At 65.6% G+C, this 15,360-nt stretch carries 18 protein-coding genes; 7 read left to right on the top strand and 11 right to left on the bottom strand.

The features are described 5' to 3' along the window. Nucleotides 1–163 precede the first annotated feature (163 nt). A complete protein-coding gene (locus tag WDN01_20315) occupies nt 164–817 on the top strand; it encodes a TetR/AcrR family transcriptional regulator (protein ID MEJ0028378.1) in 654 nt (217 codons plus the stop codon). Nucleotides 818–830: 13 nt separating this feature from the next. Here the strand turns inward: WDN01_20315 and WDN01_20310 are convergent, their stop codons facing one another. The 8 genes from WDN01_20310 to WDN01_20275 all read right to left on the bottom strand — a co-directional run bounded on the left by WDN01_20310 (nt 831) and on the right by WDN01_20275 (nt 10,029). Then, nucleotides 831–1,895: an alpha/beta hydrolase gene (locus WDN01_20310; protein ID MEJ0028377.1), complete on the bottom strand. Its 1,065-nt coding sequence runs from the start codon at nt 1,893–1,895 to the stop codon at nt 831–833. Next, nucleotides 1,892–2,962, bottom strand: a complete 1,071-nt coding sequence (gene egtD / locus WDN01_20305) for an L-histidine N(alpha)-methyltransferase (GenBank protein ID MEJ0028376.1) — start codon at nt 2,960–2,962, stop codon at nt 1,892–1,894. Before egtD ends, WDN01_20310 begins: the two co-directional genes overlap by 4 nt. An 11-nt stretch (nt 2,963–2,973) precedes the next feature. Continuing rightward, a complete protein-coding gene (locus WDN01_20300) occupies nt 2,974–3,375 on the bottom strand; it encodes a nuclear transport factor 2 family protein (protein ID MEJ0028375.1) in 402 nt (133 codons plus the stop codon). Between the two features lie 31 nt (nt 3,376–3,406). Beyond that, nucleotides 3,407–4,396, bottom strand: coding sequence for a zinc-dependent alcohol dehydrogenase family protein (locus tag WDN01_20295; protein ID MEJ0028374.1), 990 nt, complete (start codon nt 4,394–4,396; stop codon nt 3,407–3,409). A 31-nt stretch (nt 4,397–4,427) separates the two neighbouring features. Then, nucleotides 4,428–5,264 carry an alpha/beta hydrolase gene (locus WDN01_20290; protein ID MEJ0028373.1) on the bottom strand — a complete coding sequence of 279 codons (837 nt, stop codon included), beginning with the start codon at nt 5,262–5,264 and terminating at the stop codon, nt 4,428–4,430. A gap of 37 nt (nt 5,265–5,301) precedes the next feature. After that, nucleotides 5,302–6,051, bottom strand: a complete 750-nt coding sequence (locus WDN01_20285) for an SDR family oxidoreductase (GenBank protein MEJ0028372.1) — start codon at nt 6,049–6,051, stop codon at nt 5,302–5,304. 50 nt (nt 6,052–6,101) lie between these two features. Further along, nucleotides 6,102–6,845 carry a 3-oxoacyl-ACP reductase family protein gene (locus WDN01_20280; GenBank protein MEJ0028371.1) on the bottom strand — a complete coding sequence of 248 codons (744 nt, stop codon included), beginning with the start codon at nt 6,843–6,845 and terminating at the stop codon, nt 6,102–6,104. Between the two features lie 190 nt (nt 6,846–7,035). Then, nucleotides 7,036–10,029 (bottom strand): winged helix-turn-helix domain-containing protein, encoded by a 2,994-nt coding sequence (locus WDN01_20275; GenBank protein MEJ0028370.1) that lies wholly within the window; start codon nt 10,027–10,029, stop codon nt 7,036–7,038. Here WDN01_20275 and WDN01_20270 point away from each other — a divergent pair. After that, nucleotides 9,981–11,042, top strand: a complete 1,062-nt coding sequence (locus tag WDN01_20270) for an AraC family transcriptional regulator (GenBank protein ID MEJ0028369.1) — start codon at nt 9,981–9,983, stop codon at nt 11,040–11,042. The genes WDN01_20275 and WDN01_20270 overlap by 49 nt on opposite strands. Nucleotides 11,043–11,060: 18 nt before the next feature. On the opposite strand, the gene WDN01_20265 is transcribed toward WDN01_20270, so the two are convergent. Together WDN01_20265 and WDN01_20260 are read right to left on the bottom strand one after the other, a co-directional pair. Continuing rightward, on the bottom strand, nt 11,061–11,630 hold the full coding sequence (locus WDN01_20265) for a hypothetical protein (GenBank protein ID MEJ0028368.1): 570 nt from the start codon (nt 11,628–11,630) through the stop codon (nt 11,061–11,063). 31 nt (nt 11,631–11,661) lie between these two features. Continuing rightward, the gene (locus WDN01_20260; protein ID MEJ0028367.1) at nt 11,662–12,180 is read right to left on the bottom strand and encodes a hemerythrin domain-containing protein; all 519 of its coding nucleotides are present in this window, start codon (nt 12,178–12,180) and stop codon (nt 11,662–11,664) included. Between the two features lie 68 nt (nt 12,181–12,248). On the opposite strand from WDN01_20260, the gene WDN01_20255 reads away from it, so the two are divergent. From WDN01_20255 to WDN01_20235, 5 genes are all read left to right on the top strand, one after another. Next, the gene (locus WDN01_20255) at nt 12,249–12,809 is read left to right on the top strand and encodes a hypothetical protein (protein ID MEJ0028366.1); all 561 of its coding nucleotides are present in this window, start codon (nt 12,249–12,251) and stop codon (nt 12,807–12,809) included. Nucleotides 12,810–12,921: 112 nt separating this feature from the next. Further along, entirely contained in the window at nt 12,922–13,131 is a 210-nt protein-coding gene (locus tag WDN01_20250; protein ID MEJ0028365.1) for a DUF6496 domain-containing protein, read from the top strand. A 43-nt stretch (nt 13,132–13,174) separates the two neighbouring features. Then, the gene (locus WDN01_20245; protein ID MEJ0028364.1) at nt 13,175–13,492 is read left to right on the top strand and encodes a hypothetical protein; all 318 of its coding nucleotides are present in this window, start codon (nt 13,175–13,177) and stop codon (nt 13,490–13,492) included. Nucleotides 13,493–13,517: 25 nt separating this feature from the next. Continuing rightward, the gene (locus tag WDN01_20240) at nt 13,518–14,357 is read left to right on the top strand and encodes a hypothetical protein (protein MEJ0028363.1); all 840 of its coding nucleotides are present in this window, start codon (nt 13,518–13,520) and stop codon (nt 14,355–14,357) included. A gap of 13 nt (nt 14,358–14,370) precedes the next feature. Beyond that, nucleotides 14,371–14,538 (top strand): hypothetical protein, encoded by a 168-nt coding sequence (locus WDN01_20235; protein ID MEJ0028362.1) that lies wholly within the window; start codon nt 14,371–14,373, stop codon nt 14,536–14,538. On the opposite strand, the gene WDN01_20230 is transcribed toward WDN01_20235, so the two are convergent. Then, on the bottom strand, nt 14,535–15,359 hold the full coding sequence (locus tag WDN01_20230) for a metallophosphoesterase (GenBank protein ID MEJ0028361.1): 825 nt from the start codon (nt 15,357–15,359) through the stop codon (nt 14,535–14,537). The two genes, WDN01_20235 and WDN01_20230, sit on opposite strands and share 4 nt — an antisense overlap. Between the last annotated feature and the right edge of the window lies 1 nt (nt 15,360).

Here is a 15,360-nt window from a genome sequence, read left to right as displayed (position 1 = left end):
CGTGCGGCACGATATCCGCACGCACATGACATCTTGCGCCGCCGGGCTCTGGAATTCGACGCCGACCCGAGTTGAGCGCAACTTATTTCATCCCGAAAATTAAATTTGTTCAACAGCAAATTTATTGAACGTAATGTGACGGGTGGTTATACGCGATGTTGCCATGCCAACGGTTTCCCCCCGTCGTCGCCGGCGCGCGCCTCAAAGGCGAGCAGAAGCGACAAAGACCAGGCTGCTCGACGCCGCGACCAAGGCTTTTGCCAGGTCGGGGTTCGAGGGCGCCTCGACGCTCGCGCTCGAAAGGGCGGCGAAGGTCGAGCGCGGGCTGCTCGTTTACCATTTCCGCTCGCGCAAGGGACTTTGGCGCGCAGTGATCGACCGCCTGGCCGATCGCGTCGGGCAATCCATGCAGCGGATTTTTTCGGCGGCCGGTCGCAAGGACGACACGGTTAACGCGGTCGTGCGGGCCCTCGTCGTCGCCAACGCGGAGACCCCGGAATTCATGCGCATCATGGTGATCGAGAGCCGCCGCGGCAGCGCGCTGGCGGATTACGCGATCGAGCATCACATCCGCCGGTTCGTCGCCGCGCTCGAGGGGGCGCTCGGCCATGCGGTTTCGGTGCATGACTATTACATATTGATGGGCGCCTGTTCGTTCTTCTTCCTGTCGCCGCGCGAGGCGCAGCGCGTCTGGTCGGCGGATCCCACCTCGGAGCGGTTCCTCTCGCAACAGACCGAGGCCGTCGCCGAACTGATGCGGACGCGTTGGTCGGCCCGCAAGGAGCCGATCGTCGTTCCGCTCCGCGCGCGGGCATGACGCGCTTCGCTTCTCATGTCGCGGTCCGCAAGGCGCCGCTGGGACCCAGAAATTTCGCATGACGCATGGCTGCAGCCGGCGGAGATCGCCTGGTTTTCAGCGTTGCGGCGAGGAACGCCAGCATCCGCGTCAGAACCAATCGTCCGCCGGCCGTGTCGAGGTTGAACTGATATTCGTGCCGGAGCGCGGGCGCGTAGGCGGCCGGGAAAAACAGACTGTCGACGCCGACGCCCAGACCTTCGAGCTTCCGCGTCAGCGCAACCGCCTGCGGCGCCAGCGGATCGCCATTGCCGCTCGAGATGAACGTTCGCGGGAATGCAGGCGTCACATAGTCGGTCACGGATAGCAGCTTGAACTGCTCGTCCCGCGGGAGATTCTTCACGCCTGAATAGGCCCACAGGATGGTCCTGAAGAGCCAGCCCCAGTCTCCGCGGAAATCGACCGCCCCGGCGTCGTAGAAGCCGGACAGCAGCATGACGGCTCTGATCCCGTCGGGCGCCAGTGCCGGCTTGATGCCGAGCCGCCGCGCATAGCCCGCGTCCGTGTTGAGAATGGCCGTTTGCGCGCCGATCTGGGCGCCCGCGGAATCACCCGCCAGGACAAGCGCGCCAGGGTCGATGTGCAGAGCGGCTGCGTTGTGAACCAGGTATCCGAGCGCTTCGTTCACCTCCCGGACGGGCTCGGGGTATTTCGATTCCGGGCCCATGGAATATTCGAGGGCGACAGCGGTGTAGCCATGACCGGCCAGCACCTTCAGATAGTTCGAGACGCCTTCCTTGCTGCCGGCGATCCATCCGCCGCCATGCACCCACACGATCGCCGGCCGCTGCGTCTTCGTGCCCGCGGGGTAGAAGATATCGAACCGCTCGGCCGTGGCGGGGCCATAAGCAAGGTCGCGCCGTTCGGCGATACCGGCGGGAACATGCTTCGCCAGCGCCGCTTCGGACGCAGCATCGCCGCGCGCGAACGCCAGCGAGATGAGATAGGCCGCCGGCCAGGGGCTGAGCCAGAAAACGAGAAATATCCCTATACCCAGCAAAACGACCAGACCGCCGGCCCACCGAAGGAAACGCGTCACGGCCTTGCACGCATGTCTTCGGCGCGATCGCCGGGCGCCGATACGAGACGGAACAGGGCAACCTCCGGCTTGGCGCTGACCCAGGCGCCGGCCACGGACCAATGGGATCGCGCGGCCAGAAGCGCGAACGAGTCGGCGGTGAATTTGTAGGAATTTTCGGTGTGAAGCCGCTCGCCCTTCTTGAAGGCGAAGCTATGGCCGGCCGCTTTGACGACCTGGTCCCTGCGGCTCACCAGATGCATCTCGACGCGGCCGCTTTCGCGGTTCCACAGCGCCAGGTGATCGAAAGCGTCCGCGTCGAAGTCTCCGGACAGCTCGCGATTTATGCGCGTCAGCAGGTTCTTGTTGAATTGTGCGGTGGCGCCTTCGGAATCGGCATAGGCGGCGGCGAGCGTCTCCGCGTCCTTGACCAGGTCCACGCCGACGAAAATGGTGGCGTGCCGCCCCAGTATCCGCCGCGCCGAAGACAGGAATTCCACCGCGTCGTCCGGATCGAAATTGCCGAGCGTCGAGCCCGGAAAGAAGCCGACCTTGGGACAGCCCTCCACGGAAGCCGGCAGATCGAACCGTCCGGTGAAGTCTTCGACCACCGGCGCGATCGTCATCCACGGATAGTCTCGTGCCAGGTCCGCCGCGGCGCCGGCCAGCGCGTCCTTGCTGATATCGATCGGCACATAGGCCGAGAGTTGCGGCGCGGCGTCCAGCAGCAAACGCGTCTTGACGCTGTCGCCGCTTCCGAACTCTATCAGCGCGGCACCATCGGGGATCCCCGCGGCGAGCTCCGCCGAGATCTGCCGGAGCAGCGCGGTTTCCGAGCGCGTCACATAATATTCCGACGTCCTGCAGATTTCCTGGAACAGACGAGAGCCTGCTGCGTCGTAAAAATATTTCGGCGGCAGTTTCTTTTCTTTCTCCGACAGACCGGCGACGACATCGGAGGCGAAGCACCTGTGTCGATCGTCGAAGAGCGTTCCGGACAAATCGACCGTCATATCCGCCGAACGCCCGATCCTCCGGCGATCCGAGCCGCGATGGGCTGCAAGCGCGTCGGCGGGAAGGTCGGTCATCGTCGTTCGCCTCACGTTGCAAAGGTCGAGCCGAACATCGGCAGCCCGCTCTGCGATTCCGCGCGCGTCGCTTCGTCCTGCAGAACGTCCCAGTGCTCGGCCAGCACGCCGTCGGCGATGCGCAGAATATCGACGCCGATCCAGCTGCGCGGCCGGCCATGGCCGGAGAAGCGGCCATGCACCATCACATGGTCGTCGCCGGCGAGGATCAGCCCATGCTCGTAGCGCAGGCTTTCCGGCAGACTCTTGACCAGGTCGAACAGACCCTTGCGGCCGGGTTTGATGTGGGCGCTGTGCTGGACGTAGTCCGGCGACCAGAATTTTTCGGCCGCCGCATAGTCCCGCCTGTTGAACAGCGCGTCGAACGCTTCGATCACCAGAGTCTTGTTCGCTTCTGCGGTGGATTTGGTCACGGCTCGCTCCGGTACGAGGGGATTGAAATGCTCACACGGTCACGACGACCTTTCCGATCTTTTCGCCGGACTCCAGATAGCGATGCGCCGCCACGATGTCGTCGAAGCGGAAAACTTTGGCTATCGCGGGCTTGAAGGCACCCGATACGAGGCCGCTCATGACGACGGCCTTGAGCGCCGCGAGCTTGGCGTCGTCTCTGGTGATCGCCGGCAGCCCGAAGCCGCGTATGGTGAGATTGCGGCCGAGCAGCGGCATGACCGGCAACCGCGCCTCGGCGCCGCCCAGCGCGCCATAGACGATCACCAGACCGCCAGGGGCCGTCGCCTCGATCCGCTGCGCGAAGTCCGGCCCGGCCACGGAATCGAACACGACGTCCGCGCCCTTGCCGTCGGTGATGCGCTTGACCTCGGCTACCAAATCCTGTTCGCCGGCGGCAACGACATGCGCCGCGCCCCGCGCGTACAATTCTTTTGCTTTGGACGAGCTGCGGGTGAGCGCAATCGGCACCGCGCCCAGCGCACGCGCCACCTGAATCGCCGCGAGCCCGACGCCGCTCGACGCCGCGGAGATCAAGACGAATTGGCCGGCCGAAAGCCGCGCGATGTCCGCCAGCCCCGCCCAGGCGGTGGCGAAGGCGGTCCAGGTTGCGGCCGCCTCCTCCCATGTGGTGGCAGGCGGCACGGCGACGAGCGAACGGGCCGGCGCCAGGGACACTTCACCGTAGAAGCCATATTCGCCGGCGCCATAGGCGGGAATGACGGCAACGCGGTCGTCGATCGCAAAACCTTCGACGCCGGGCCCCAGCGCTTCGATCGTACCCGCCGCTTCGAAGCCGATCTGGCTCGGCAGCCGCGGTCGGACGGCCGACCTGCCGGTACGAAACGTCACTTCGGTGCGATTGAGGCCGATGGCCCTGACCCGCAGGCGCACCTCGCCGGGGCCGGGAACGGGCACCGCGACCTCCTCGATCGTCAGGACCTCCGGTCCGCCGAAAGCATGGATACGCACGCCGCGCGGCATGGGTCACTCCGGTTTCATCGCCATTCAAGCGTCACGCGTCCAGGAACAGCGTGACGTGCTTCACGAACAATTCGGGATACTGGTTCAAAGGCCCGTGACTAGAATCCGGATAGATGATGAGCTGCGCGTTCGGCAGGTGCTGTTGCAGCGTGAATCCGTTGATTGTGGGGATGATCAGATCGTTGCTGCCATCGACCACCAGCGCCGGTTGGTGGATATCCGCCAGGTAGTTCAGCACGCCCTCGGTCTTCTCATTCGAGCTGACGATCGCTTGCAACTGAGCAGCGGCGGATACCTCGCTGACTTCCGGGCTGCGATCCTGACGGCGGTGCTTGCGTTCGAGGTACTTCAGTCCAGCCGCGCGGCCGGCCGCATTGGGCAGGAAATGCGCGGCGATCCAGAGATGTTCGGGCGGATCGTAGGTGGCCGAGAAGATCTCCGCGGATTTGCTGGCGGCGGTGTCGGCGCCGCGCGGCCCGGTGCCCACCAGGATCAGCTTGCGAACCAGATCGGGTGCCTGCACGGCGATCTCCTGAGCGACCTTGCCGCCGATCGAATAGCCCAGGATATTGGCCTTGCCGATCCCGAGCGCCTCGATGAAGGAGATGGCGTCCGTCGCCATGCCGGGCACGCTCGCCGGCGTCCGGCCCGAGCTGGCGCCGATACCCGCATTGTCGAACAAGATCACTTCGCGATGCTGCGCCAAGCCATCGGTCACGGCCGGATCCCAATGGTCCATGGTGCCGCGGAAATGGACGTTCAAGACGATCGGAATGCCGCCCGTCTCGCCGAACCGGCGATAGGCGAAGCGGATTCCCTTGGCCTCGACGAATTGCGTCGGTGCGGTCTGGTGCGTGTACGTGGTCATCTCTCAGCTCCTCGAAAGGGTCGCAACGCGCCGGCGATCAAATCTTCGAGCCGCCGTCGACGCGGAGCGTGTCGCCGGTGATCCAGCGGGCGGCGTCGGAGGCGAGGAAGGCGATGGCGGCGGCGATGTCGTCCGGCTGGGCGATCCGCTTCAGGGCCTGGATCGCGAAGACGATCTCCCGCCCGGCCTCCGTGCCGGCGAAGCTCGACATGTCGGTTTCGACCACGCCGGGCGCAACGGCGTTGACGCGCACGCCGCGCTCGCCCAGGGCGGCAGCGAAGTGCTTCACCAGCGTGTCGATGGCGCCCTTGGTCGCCGCGTAGGCGGAGAGCGTTCCCACATTGGCGTGGGCCGCCAGCGAAGACAGCAGGATCACGCTGGAGCCGTTGCCCAGGACCGGCATCAATTGCTGGACCAGGAAGAAGGGCGCGCGGACGTTGACGGCGAACAGGGTGTCGAAGTCCTCGACCGTGTAGCCATCGATCGGAACGGATTTGGCGACGCCGGCATTGGCGACCAGGATGTCGAGACGCTCGCCGACGATCCGGCGCACCTCGGCGGCCAGCTTGTGCGGCCCGTCCGGCGCGACCAAGTCGGCCCCAAGGGCCTGGGCCTGGCCGCCGCCGTCGCGAATGTCCTTGACGACGGCGTTCGCTTCGGCGGCGCTCTTTCCATAGTGGACGAGCACATTCGCTCCGGCCTCGGCAAGCGTCAGCGCGGTGGCGCGGCCGATCCCGCGAGAGGCGCCGGTAACGAGAGCGATTTTGCCCGAGAGCGTCTTGGTCATGGCAGGGGTCCTTGTGCAGCGAGGGGGTCGGCTGTTTTTGTTCGCGTCCATCAGGCGTTCGTGCCGCCGTCGACGGTCAGGCTCGCGCCGGTGACATAGGACGCTTCGGGACCGTCGACGAACGACACGATCGCGGCGATGTCGTCGACGGTGCCGTAGCGCTTGAGCGCCGTGTTGGCCGTCTGGGGGATCGCCCATTCGCCCGCGGCCGGATTCAGCTCCGTATCGATCGGGCCGGGCTGGATATTGTTGACGGTGATGCCGCGATCGGCGACCTCCCGGGACAGGCCCTGCGCGAACATCTTGATCGCGCCCTTCGTCGCGGCGTAGGCCGCAAGGCCGGGGGTCATCATGCGTTCGCCGACGCAGGAGCCGATCATGACGATGCGTCCGCCGTCGTTCATACGTTTCAGCGCCTGCTGGGTCGCGATGAAGGTGCCGCGGAGATTGATGTCGATGACGCGGTCCAGTTCCTCCAGCGTCGCCTCCTCGAATCGCTTGGGAATGGCGGTGCCCGCGTTGTTCACCAGCACGTCGAGCCCGCCGAAGGTCGCGACGGCTTTCTCCATCGCGGCTCCGACGGCCCTGGCGTCGACGGCGTCCGCCTGGATCGCGATCGCCCGTCCGCCGGCGCGTTCGATGCTCTCGACGACCGAAGCCGCCGCGTCGGCGCCTTTCGCGTAGGTGATGGCCACGCTCGCCCCGTCCGCGGCAAGACGTTTGGCGATCGCGGCGCCGATGCCGCGCGAGCCGCCCGTGACGAGCGCCAATTTGCCTTCGAGCGGTTTCGACATCTTTCTCTCCTGGCGCCAGCGCGTCGTTCGGCCGGATATTTGTCCGCCGCGATGCCGGCGAATTGAATCGGACAGGCGCGAATTGGACTTTTCGACCACCGGTCGGGAAGGCGGCTCGCGGTATGGCGTCGTCCGGATGGCGACGCAGCGTATTCAGGCTCGCCGAGATGCGTTCAAGAAGAACGGCGATTCACGACAATTCGTCGAGAAGCGTTTTCGCCGCCGTCAGATCGCTCGTCGCGAAGCCTTCCGTGAACCGGTTATACGTCGAGCCCAACAAGTCCCGGGCGTCGCCGCGCCGCCCGAGGTCGCGCCACAATCGGGCATGGCTCGTCGCCACCCGCAATTCCCAGGACAACGCGCCCTGGCCGCGTGCCCGGTCTAGCGCGTCGCGGAAACACGCTTCGCCGGAGGCGACGGCGTCTGCCGCGCCTTGCTGCAAAAGAAGTTCGCCCTGGATACGCAGCAGCTCCGCGATGCACCAGTTTTCCTCGTAGCGTCGGCATGCATCGAGCGCGCGCTCTATCGTGGTCAGACCGGCGGCGACCTCGCCGGCGCGACCGAGGCCGGCGGCCAGCTCACCGAGAAACGCGACGTGACGCATGTGGACCGCGTTCGCGGGAAATTCGGAGAGCGTTGCGCTCAGCATCCGCAGTCCGTTCGCGAGGTCCCCCTGTCTCAACAGCAGGACGGCTTTGAAACACCGGCCCCACCGCTCCCACGGCTCCATCGCATGTCGCGACGGGCGGTCGAGAAGCATTGTCAGGAATCGTCCGGCCGCGTCCAGATCGCCCACATAAAGAGCAATGGGGCACGCCGATTGCGCCAGCGCATAGGTCAGCGAAATCTCGTGATCGATTTCTCTCGCCTCGTCGATATTTTCCGTCGCGGCACGCATGGCCTGATCGGGGAAACCCTGGAGCCAAAGAATGCCCGCCAGCGGGATGCGCGCCATCACGCGTTGGTCGAACTGATACCGGACGATATCCAGCCGGTTGGCCGGGGCTGCATAGCGCCGCAGCATGCGCTCGATATGGATTCGGGCCGGAACCAGATCGCCCAGGATATAATACGTGTAGCCGATCATCCGGTCGGCAACGATGGTGTCCGTGGGGTCGGCCGACGCCGTCGCGACGCGGGCGAATTTCTCGGCGAGCACCAATGCCTTCCGGTTTTCGCCCCATTCCATGTTGTCGGCCCACAGCCCCCACAGCGACCGCAGCTGATAATCGGTGTTCCCGGTATCTTCCGCGATCGCCAACGCACGCTCCCACGGCGCGGCCTTCTCCGACGCCGAGCTCCGCGTGTATTTTATCGCACCGCCCAAAGCCGCGAAGAGCCTCAGCCGGTCGTATGTCTGTTGGCCTTTGACCGCGTCGAGACTCGCCAATGCCGTCTCGACCCATGCGCGGCATTCCTCGTTCAGCGACATATGCGTCCATAAGGGGACCGAGCCGACCGTGAGGGCCACGCCGAGCGCCAGGTCGCCGCCCGGCGAGAACGCCCAGGTCAGGGCGGCGCGTACGTCGTCGATCTGTTCTGCGTTGACGATCAGCCACGCTCCGGTGGACTGCTGCTCGCGTCCCGCCCCGGCACGCTCGACCAGTTCGCGGCAATGCTCGGCATGCCGGCGGGAAAGCCGCCCCAATTCGCCGCTCTCCGCAAGCTTCTGAGACGCATAAACGCGTGTCGTCGTGAGCAGCCGGTACCGGGCGTTGGCGCCGCCGATATCCGCCACGACGAGCGACTTCGCGACCAGATTCGCAAGCTGGTCGATAACCTCGGCCGCGACGACGCCGGAACCCGAGGTAACGGCGCTTGCCGATTCAAATGTGAAGCTGGCGGCGAAGACCGCCAACCGGCGCAGCACCACCCTCTCCGGTTCCGTCAGCGTGTCGTAGCTCCAGTCGAGTGTCGCGCCGAGCGTCTGGTGTCGCGGCAGCGCCGTGCGGCGGCCTCGTATGAGCAGGCTGAACCGATCGTTCAGCAGGGCCGCCAGCCCGCCGATCCCGAAGGCGTCGACGCGACTTGCCGCAAGTTCGATGGCAAGCGGCAACCCGTCCAGCCTGCAGCATATGTCGGAGACGAACAGCGCCTCCTCGTCGCTCATCTCGAATCCGTTCAGATTCGCCGCGGCGCGGTCGACGAAAAGCTGAATCGAGGGAAACGTCAGCGCATCGGCGGCGGTCGGCCTGCTTTCCCGGGGCGGAAATGCGAGCGGCGCCAGACGCTGCACCACCTCGCCTTCGGCGCCCACCGGCTCGCGACTGGTGGCCAAGATGTTCACGCGCGGCGCAGCCTTGAGGATCCCCTCCGCCAGGGCGGCCGTCGCCGCGATGACGTGCTCGCAATTGTCCAGCACGATCAGCATGTGCTTGTCGCGCAGAAAGGCGATCAGGCCGGGGCCGGGATCGTCCGACCGGATGGCGAGGCCGAGCGCGGATGCGAGCGTGCTCGGCACCAGAAGGGGATTTGCGACCGGTGCCAGATCCACGAACCGGACTCCATCGCGGTAGGACGGCGCCAGCCCGTCCGCCACCGCGACGGCGACCGTCGTCTTGCCGATTCCACCCGGTCCGACAAGCGTCACGAAATGCCGCCGCGGCAATTTTGCGGAAAGAGCGGCCACGAGATCGGCGCGGCCGATCATGCGCGTGAGCTGAGCCGGCAGGCCGGCGTCGTGCCCGGAAGCCGGCGGCAGCGAAACGACATTCGGCGCTTGCGAAAGGCTGACCGGCGCCACGAAGCGATAGCCGCGTCCGATCACGCTCACGATGTAACGGGTGCCCGTCTGGCCGTCGCCGAGCAGTTTGCGAAGCCCGGCGACATGAACGCGAAGATTGGCCTCGACCACGGTCGTGTTCGGCCACGCATATTCCATCAGCTCTTCTTTGCTCACGATTTCGCCGGCGTGCTCCGCCAGGATCGTGAGGATGTCGAGCGCGCGACTGCCGACCCGGACCGGCGTGTCGCGGTCCAGCAGCCAATTCCGAGCCGGAAAAAGCCGGAAGGTGCCGAACGTCAATACCTGCGTGCTTGTCGCGCTCGGCCGTCGTGGCACCCGACACTCCTTTACGCCGCTTTGCCGCTTCGCGTGACGCGCGTGAAATCCCGACAAGCTAATCGGTTGAAATAATGAGCAAAACGAAGCGATCAGTATTTGCGCCTTGGTGTTGCGGCGCAACGAGAATTTTCACCAATTTATTAACGCCCCGACGCCGCTTGGCTCAGGATCGGGACTTGGGAACGGCAGGACGCCGCCGAGATGTCCCGAACCGACAGCCGGGGATGCGCATGCAGACGACCAAATTCGAGGACGAAGTCGCCAGGAAGTTCAGGCTGCAACAGGCGCCGACACGTCTTGCCCAGCTGCAGATGGCGTCGCCGATCGCTTTCAGCAGACTGCGCGTCGAGGGCGGCCATACCGGGCGCACGATCGCGGCATCGCCCGACGACGCCTTCGCCTTCCAGATCGCACTTGCGCCCATGTCGAGGGGCGAAATCTGGATCGAGGGGAAGTACGGCAAGCTCCAGGCATCCCCCGGCGACACCTTCGTCTTCAGCCTGACCGCGAATCCGGTCGCGAATTTGGTGCCGCCTTACGACTTTTTGCGGTTCTATCTTCCCGTGACCACGCTGGACCAGCTCGCTTACGATCGCGGTCTGCGTCGGATCGGCGGCGTGCGCACCAATTCCGTCGGCAATCCGGATCCCACGATGCGCGGCCTGGCGCTGTCGCTTTTGCCCCTGTTCGAGAATCCGAGCGCAGGAGCGACGCTTTTCCTCGATTCGGTCGCGCTCGCGTTCCACGCACATGTCATGCGGGCCTATGGCGACGCACGCGAAGGAGACGCCGCCGTCCGCGCCGGGCTCATGCCCTGGCAGCTTCGCCGGGCCCAAGCCTTTTTCGACGCTCACCTCGACGGCGATCCCTCCCTTGCCGACCTCGCGCGGGAGTGCCGCCTGTCACCGAGCCACTTTGCCCGCGCCTTTCGACAGGCGACGGGCGTGCCGCCGCATCGATGGCTGATGAGAAGGCGCGTCGAGCGCGCAAAGGAATTGCTGCTCGACGGCGATCTCGGATTGGCGCAAATCGCCGTCGCGTGCGGCTTTTCGGACCAAAGCCACCTCACGCGGGTTTTCACGCGCCACGAGACCTACGGCCCAGGCAAGTGGCGCCGGCTCCGCCGCAATTGAATTTCGCCGCAACGGGCTTCAGCCGACGCCGTTATTGCCGGCGCGCTCCGCGCGCAGCCCGCGCCACAGCTCATCGACGTACGGGCCGACGCCAAACACCAGCAGACCGCCGAATAGCGCGGCCAGTTGCGCCGGCGGCGGGAGGGGTTTGAGTGCCAAGGCGAGGTCGGCGCGCTGCGGCCCGGCGCCGAACAGCGCCAACGCCTGGTCCCAATGCAGAATCGCCAGCAAGGCCAGCGCGGCAACCGGCAGCACTTCGAGAAAGCTATGCACCTGCTGTTCGAACGCGGTGACCCTGCGCGTCCGTATGGCGAGCTGGAGATCGACATGGGTGGTGATCTCGTGGGCGATCCAGCACAGGATCATCAGTCCGAACAGGAGGGCGTTGATCTTCAGGAATACCGCCGCCAGCAGCGGCATGCCGACCTCGCCCAGCATAAGCCAGTGCAGGATCGATTCCTTCGCCCCGTTGGCTTGCGCGATGCGGGTCGCCCGATGGCAGAGATAATCGACGAAACCGGCGATCATCCACAGCGGCAGTATGGCATAGACCAGCACATACCAGGCGGCACTTTCGGGTTCTGGCATGGGCGTCCTCCGCCGATGCGCGGGGAGGCGCCTATGCGAGCTTGGTGCCGGTGAACGTCGGCGTCGCCGGCCTGGGCAGGCCGTCGGCCTTATATTTGGCGGCCAAGTCCTTCTTTTCCGCCGCCATGCGGACGCCCAACGCCTTCGCGTCGAGGCCGGCCTTGCGGGCCTGGGCGAACATGTTTCCGGCCTTCTTTTCCTCTTCCTTGACGTGATGCTTGATCATCTCGGACAGCACCTTGACCTTGGAATCGTAGAATTCGTCTCCGGGATTGCCGGCCTCGATCTCGGCGATCATCACCTTGGCGCCGTCGTGCTCGACATAGGCTTCGAGGAGCAGGTCGCCGTCTTCGATCTCCCCCTTGCAGGCGGGATAGAACACGTCTTCCTCGATCTTGGTGTGGACCGTCAGTTCGAGGCAGATTTGACCGGCCAACGCCTTTTTCTTGTCGTCGCTCCGGGCTTTCTCGTATTTGTCGAACAGGTCTTCGACCTTGCGATGATCCGCCTTGAGCAGTGCGAACGCGTCTGTCGTTTGTGCTTTGGTCATCGTCGGCCCTTCGCTGTCTGTCGAGCGATAACAAGACGCTGTGCGGAAGGTTCCCGGACCATGTTGACATGCTGAACGGTCCGAACGCGTACGGTTCGACGCCCGGGATCGGCGAACGGTCTGGCGCATTCTCATGGATGACACGTGATCGCTGGAGCGATTATGCCTCTTGCCGCCGACGACAACGCCCCATGACCGCGCGTCTTCCGATTCTCGCTCTTGCCGTCTCGTTGCTGGCCGCGGCGCCGGCCTGCGCCGCGCCGGCGCTGACCCATCTGCCCGCGCGTTTCCGGGGCAACGATGTGTTCCTGCCGGTCGGCATCGACGGCAACCGGCCGCTCTGGATGAAGCTCGACATCGATAGCGCGGCGTCATCGGTGTCGCCCGGCCTGCACGGCTCGCCTCATGCGATGCTGCGGATCGGCTCCGTCGAATTTCCGGATGTCGCCCTTCGCACCGACACGGCGCCGGCATCCCTCGGGCCCGACGGCAAACCGCTCGCCGGCATATTGGGCATCGACGCGCTGGGCGACCGCCCGCTTTGGATCGATACAAGACGCAAGCAGGTCTGGATTTCCGATCCGCCGCCCGTGCCGCAACCGCTTCGTACCGCCGGGGTGGCACTCTAAGCCTGGGCGTGGTCGCGACCTCCAGGAACGTCCCCGCGCTCTCCTTCGGTCGATTGTTGCAACCACGACAAGGATGTTGCGTTAGCTGGTCGCAACCCCTTGGAAGCGTTCGATGGCCAGAAAATATTCCAAGAGCGCCAGCAAGGATGTCGAGAGCGCCATGCATCGCGAGAAGAAGGGGACGTTGAAAAGCGGCCGAGGCGGCAAGGGCGGCACGGTCAAGAACCGCAAACAGGCAATCGCCATCGGCCTGTCGGAAGCCCGCAAGAAGGGCAAGAAGGTGCCGAAAAAGGCGAAACGCAAGGCCAAGCGCAAACGTTAGGGTGCCCCGTTCCGCCTGCCTTCAGCTCGCCGGACTTGCGCCGATGGAAGCGCGCATCTCCGATGCGCTGCCCGATCCGGGGCGCAATGCACCTTCGAACAGATCGCGCGAACCGCGCGCCCGGCCAAGCCGGTCGCGCAGACTATCGCGTGCTGGCGGCTTGCGGCTGGAGCGCGCCGGTGCGTCTTCGGACATAGGATTTGGCATGCCCATTTGTCGGGCAGGCGGAACAATCTTCGCGCAGCGACATTTCATAAGGGATCACATCTGGGGGACCAACATGCGCTCCGCACTTCTCTGGCTTATCGGCATTCCGATTCCGATCATCATCATTCTGTGGCTCATCACCGGCCACGCCTGATCCCATTTCCGTCGCGGAGCATGCCATGGCCGAGACCGTCGTGATCGCCGAAGGCGCCGAAAACACCGGCTATCGCTTTTCCTGGGGGCTCGCGATCGCCGGCGGCGTCGCCGCCGCCGTCGTCACGTTCTTTCTTCTGACTCTCGGATCCGGCTTCGGTCTTCTGCTGGTCAACCCGCAGACGCACGCCGGACCGTCACTGCCGAGTTTCCTGACCGGCGGCGCGATCTACTTCATCGCCGCGCAGGCCTTCGGCTTCGCCGTTGGCGGCCATCTCGCCGGCCGGCTTCTCGGTCCCATTGTCGAAAGCCGCGCCCAGGAAGAATTCCGTGCCGAAGCCCATGGGTTCATTGCCTGGGCGGTCGCCGTGCTCGCGACCGTGACGATGGTCGGACTTGCGGGATTGACGGTCGCCTCGACCGGCGCCGCCACCGCCGCGCTGTATGGCGTGTCGCCCGCAAAAACCGAGACGACGCCTTCCACCTATATCGTCGATGTCCTGTTCCGGCCCGCCGCCGGAGGCGTGCCGGCCGACGTGGCGGCGAACATCGCCGCGCGCGCGGAGGCCGGGCGCATCGTGGATGCCGGCATCGGATTGGGACAGCCCGCGGCGCCGGCCGACCGCGCCCGCCTGGTCGATCTGGTTTCGTCCCAGGCCGGCATCGCGCCGCATGATGCCGCGACACGCGTCGACCGGATGCAGGCCGAGATCACGACCAAGGTCGAGCGCGCCGCCAACTACGCGCGGAAAGCCGCGAGCTACACGGCGCTATGGCTCGCCCTGTCGCTGGTCTTCGGCGCGATCGTGTCGATCACGGCTGCGATGGCGGCACGCGACGAGGACGACCGCCAGGCCGTGCAATGACGAACAGATCCCCATGAAGAAGACCCGCGCCAAGCCCGCGATGCAGCCGCACACCGACGCGCATCCGGGCATCGAGATGGAAGGCAAGGGTCGTCCGATACCGGTCGCGGAGCGCCTGGCGGAGGATCGCCGCAAGGCCCATCGCGCCAGCGCGAAGAAGGCCGGCAAACCCTCGGCTTAAGCGGAGGTGTCGCGCGCCGGAGCCCATCCGGCCGCGCCATAGGTGAAGGCGCTGGTGCGCGAGACTTCGAAGCCGCCGCGCGCCGCGTCCCAGCTCCGGCATTCCACCGTGATATGCGGGCGCTCGATCCGGATCAGGTTCCAGGTATTGGCTTCTCCGCGCTGTCGCGAAGAGGTGGCGGTCCCGGCCTGGACCAGCAGCGCCGAATAGCCCGCGATGTCGTAGCGCTTCGCGCTGCTGCCGGTGCCGCTGACATGGACATGGCCCGACAGCAGCATGTCGATGCGGCATTGCGCAAAGCCCGCCATCGCCATGCCGGCACGGCCGACGACGTCTCCGACATCGCCGCCTTCCGCGACGTCGAACGGATGGTGCGTGACCAGGATGCGCGTGACGCCCTCCCCCGTCGTATGGAACCTGGCGCAGCCGTTCGCCACCTGAAGCGCATTGATGCGCCCGCCCTTGACGGTTAGCGAGCGGGCGGTGTTGAGGCCGATCACGGCGATCTCGTCGTCGGCATGGAACGGCTCCAGGTCGTCCGTCACATAGCGGCGATATTTGGCCAGCGGCGTCAGCCATCGCGCAAAAGCGTTGAACAGCGGCACGTCGTGATTGCCCGGCACGACGATCTGGGGCCGCGGCAGAGTGTCCAGGAAGCGCCGCGCCGCGACGAACTCGGCCGAGCGCGCCCGCTGCGTCAGGTCGCCCGAGACCGCCACGACATCCGGTTTCGCCGCGCGGATCGCGTCGCGCAGCGCCGGCAAGGCGTCGTCGTTGAGCCGCCCGAAATGCAGGTCGGAGATATGGGCGATGGTGCGCAAG

It is taken from the genome of Rhizomicrobium sp. (assembly GCA_037200985.1).
Lineage (GTDB): Bacteria > Pseudomonadota > Alphaproteobacteria > Micropepsales > Micropepsaceae > Rhizomicrobium.
This window is presented reverse-complemented; position numbering and strand designations above follow the sequence as displayed.

Bases quoted from the DNA above. Each gene is read 5' to 3' on its own strand.
- WDN01_20240 (MEJ0028363.1), top strand. From the start codon at position 13,518: ATGGCCGAGACCGTCGTGATCGCCGAAGGCGCCGAAAACACCGGCTAT.
- WDN01_20245 (MEJ0028364.1), top strand. From the start codon at position 13,175: ATGGAAGCGCGCATCTCCGATGCGCTGCCCGATCCGGGGCGCAATGCA.
- WDN01_20265 (MEJ0028368.1), bottom strand. From the start codon at position 11,630: ATGCCAGAACCCGAAAGTGCCGCCTGGTATGTGCTGGTCTATGCCATA.
- WDN01_20315 (MEJ0028378.1), top strand. From the start codon at position 164: ATGCCAACGGTTTCCCCCCGTCGTCGCCGGCGCGCGCCTCAAAGGCGA.
- WDN01_20290 (MEJ0028373.1), bottom strand. From the start codon at position 5,264: ATGACCACGTACACGCACCAGACCGCACCGACGCAATTCGTCGAGGCC.
- WDN01_20260 (MEJ0028367.1), bottom strand. From the start codon at position 12,180: ATGACCAAAGCACAAACGACAGACGCGTTCGCACTGCTCAAGGCGGAT.
- WDN01_20280 (MEJ0028371.1), bottom strand. From the start codon at position 6,845: ATGTCGAAACCGCTCGAAGGCAAATTGGCGCTCGTCACGGGCGGCTCG.
- WDN01_20250 (MEJ0028365.1), top strand. From the start codon at position 12,922: ATGGCCAGAAAATATTCCAAGAGCGCCAGCAAGGATGTCGAGAGCGCC.
- WDN01_20235 (MEJ0028362.1), top strand. From the start codon at position 14,371: ATGAAGAAGACCCGCGCCAAGCCCGCGATGCAGCCGCACACCGACGCG.
- WDN01_20285 (MEJ0028372.1), bottom strand. From the start codon at position 6,051: ATGACCAAGACGCTCTCGGGCAAAATCGCTCTCGTTACCGGCGCCTCT.
- egtD (MEJ0028376.1), bottom strand. From the start codon at position 2,962: ATGACCGACCTTCCCGCCGACGCGCTTGCAGCCCATCGCGGCTCGGAT.
- WDN01_20255 (MEJ0028366.1), top strand. From the start codon at position 12,249: ATGCTGAACGGTCCGAACGCGTACGGTTCGACGCCCGGGATCGGCGAA.
- WDN01_20270 (MEJ0028369.1), top strand. From the start codon at position 9,981: ATGAGCAAAACGAAGCGATCAGTATTTGCGCCTTGGTGTTGCGGCGCA.
- WDN01_20295 (MEJ0028374.1), bottom strand. From the start codon at position 4,396: ATGCCGCGCGGCGTGCGTATCCATGCTTTCGGCGGACCGGAGGTCCTG.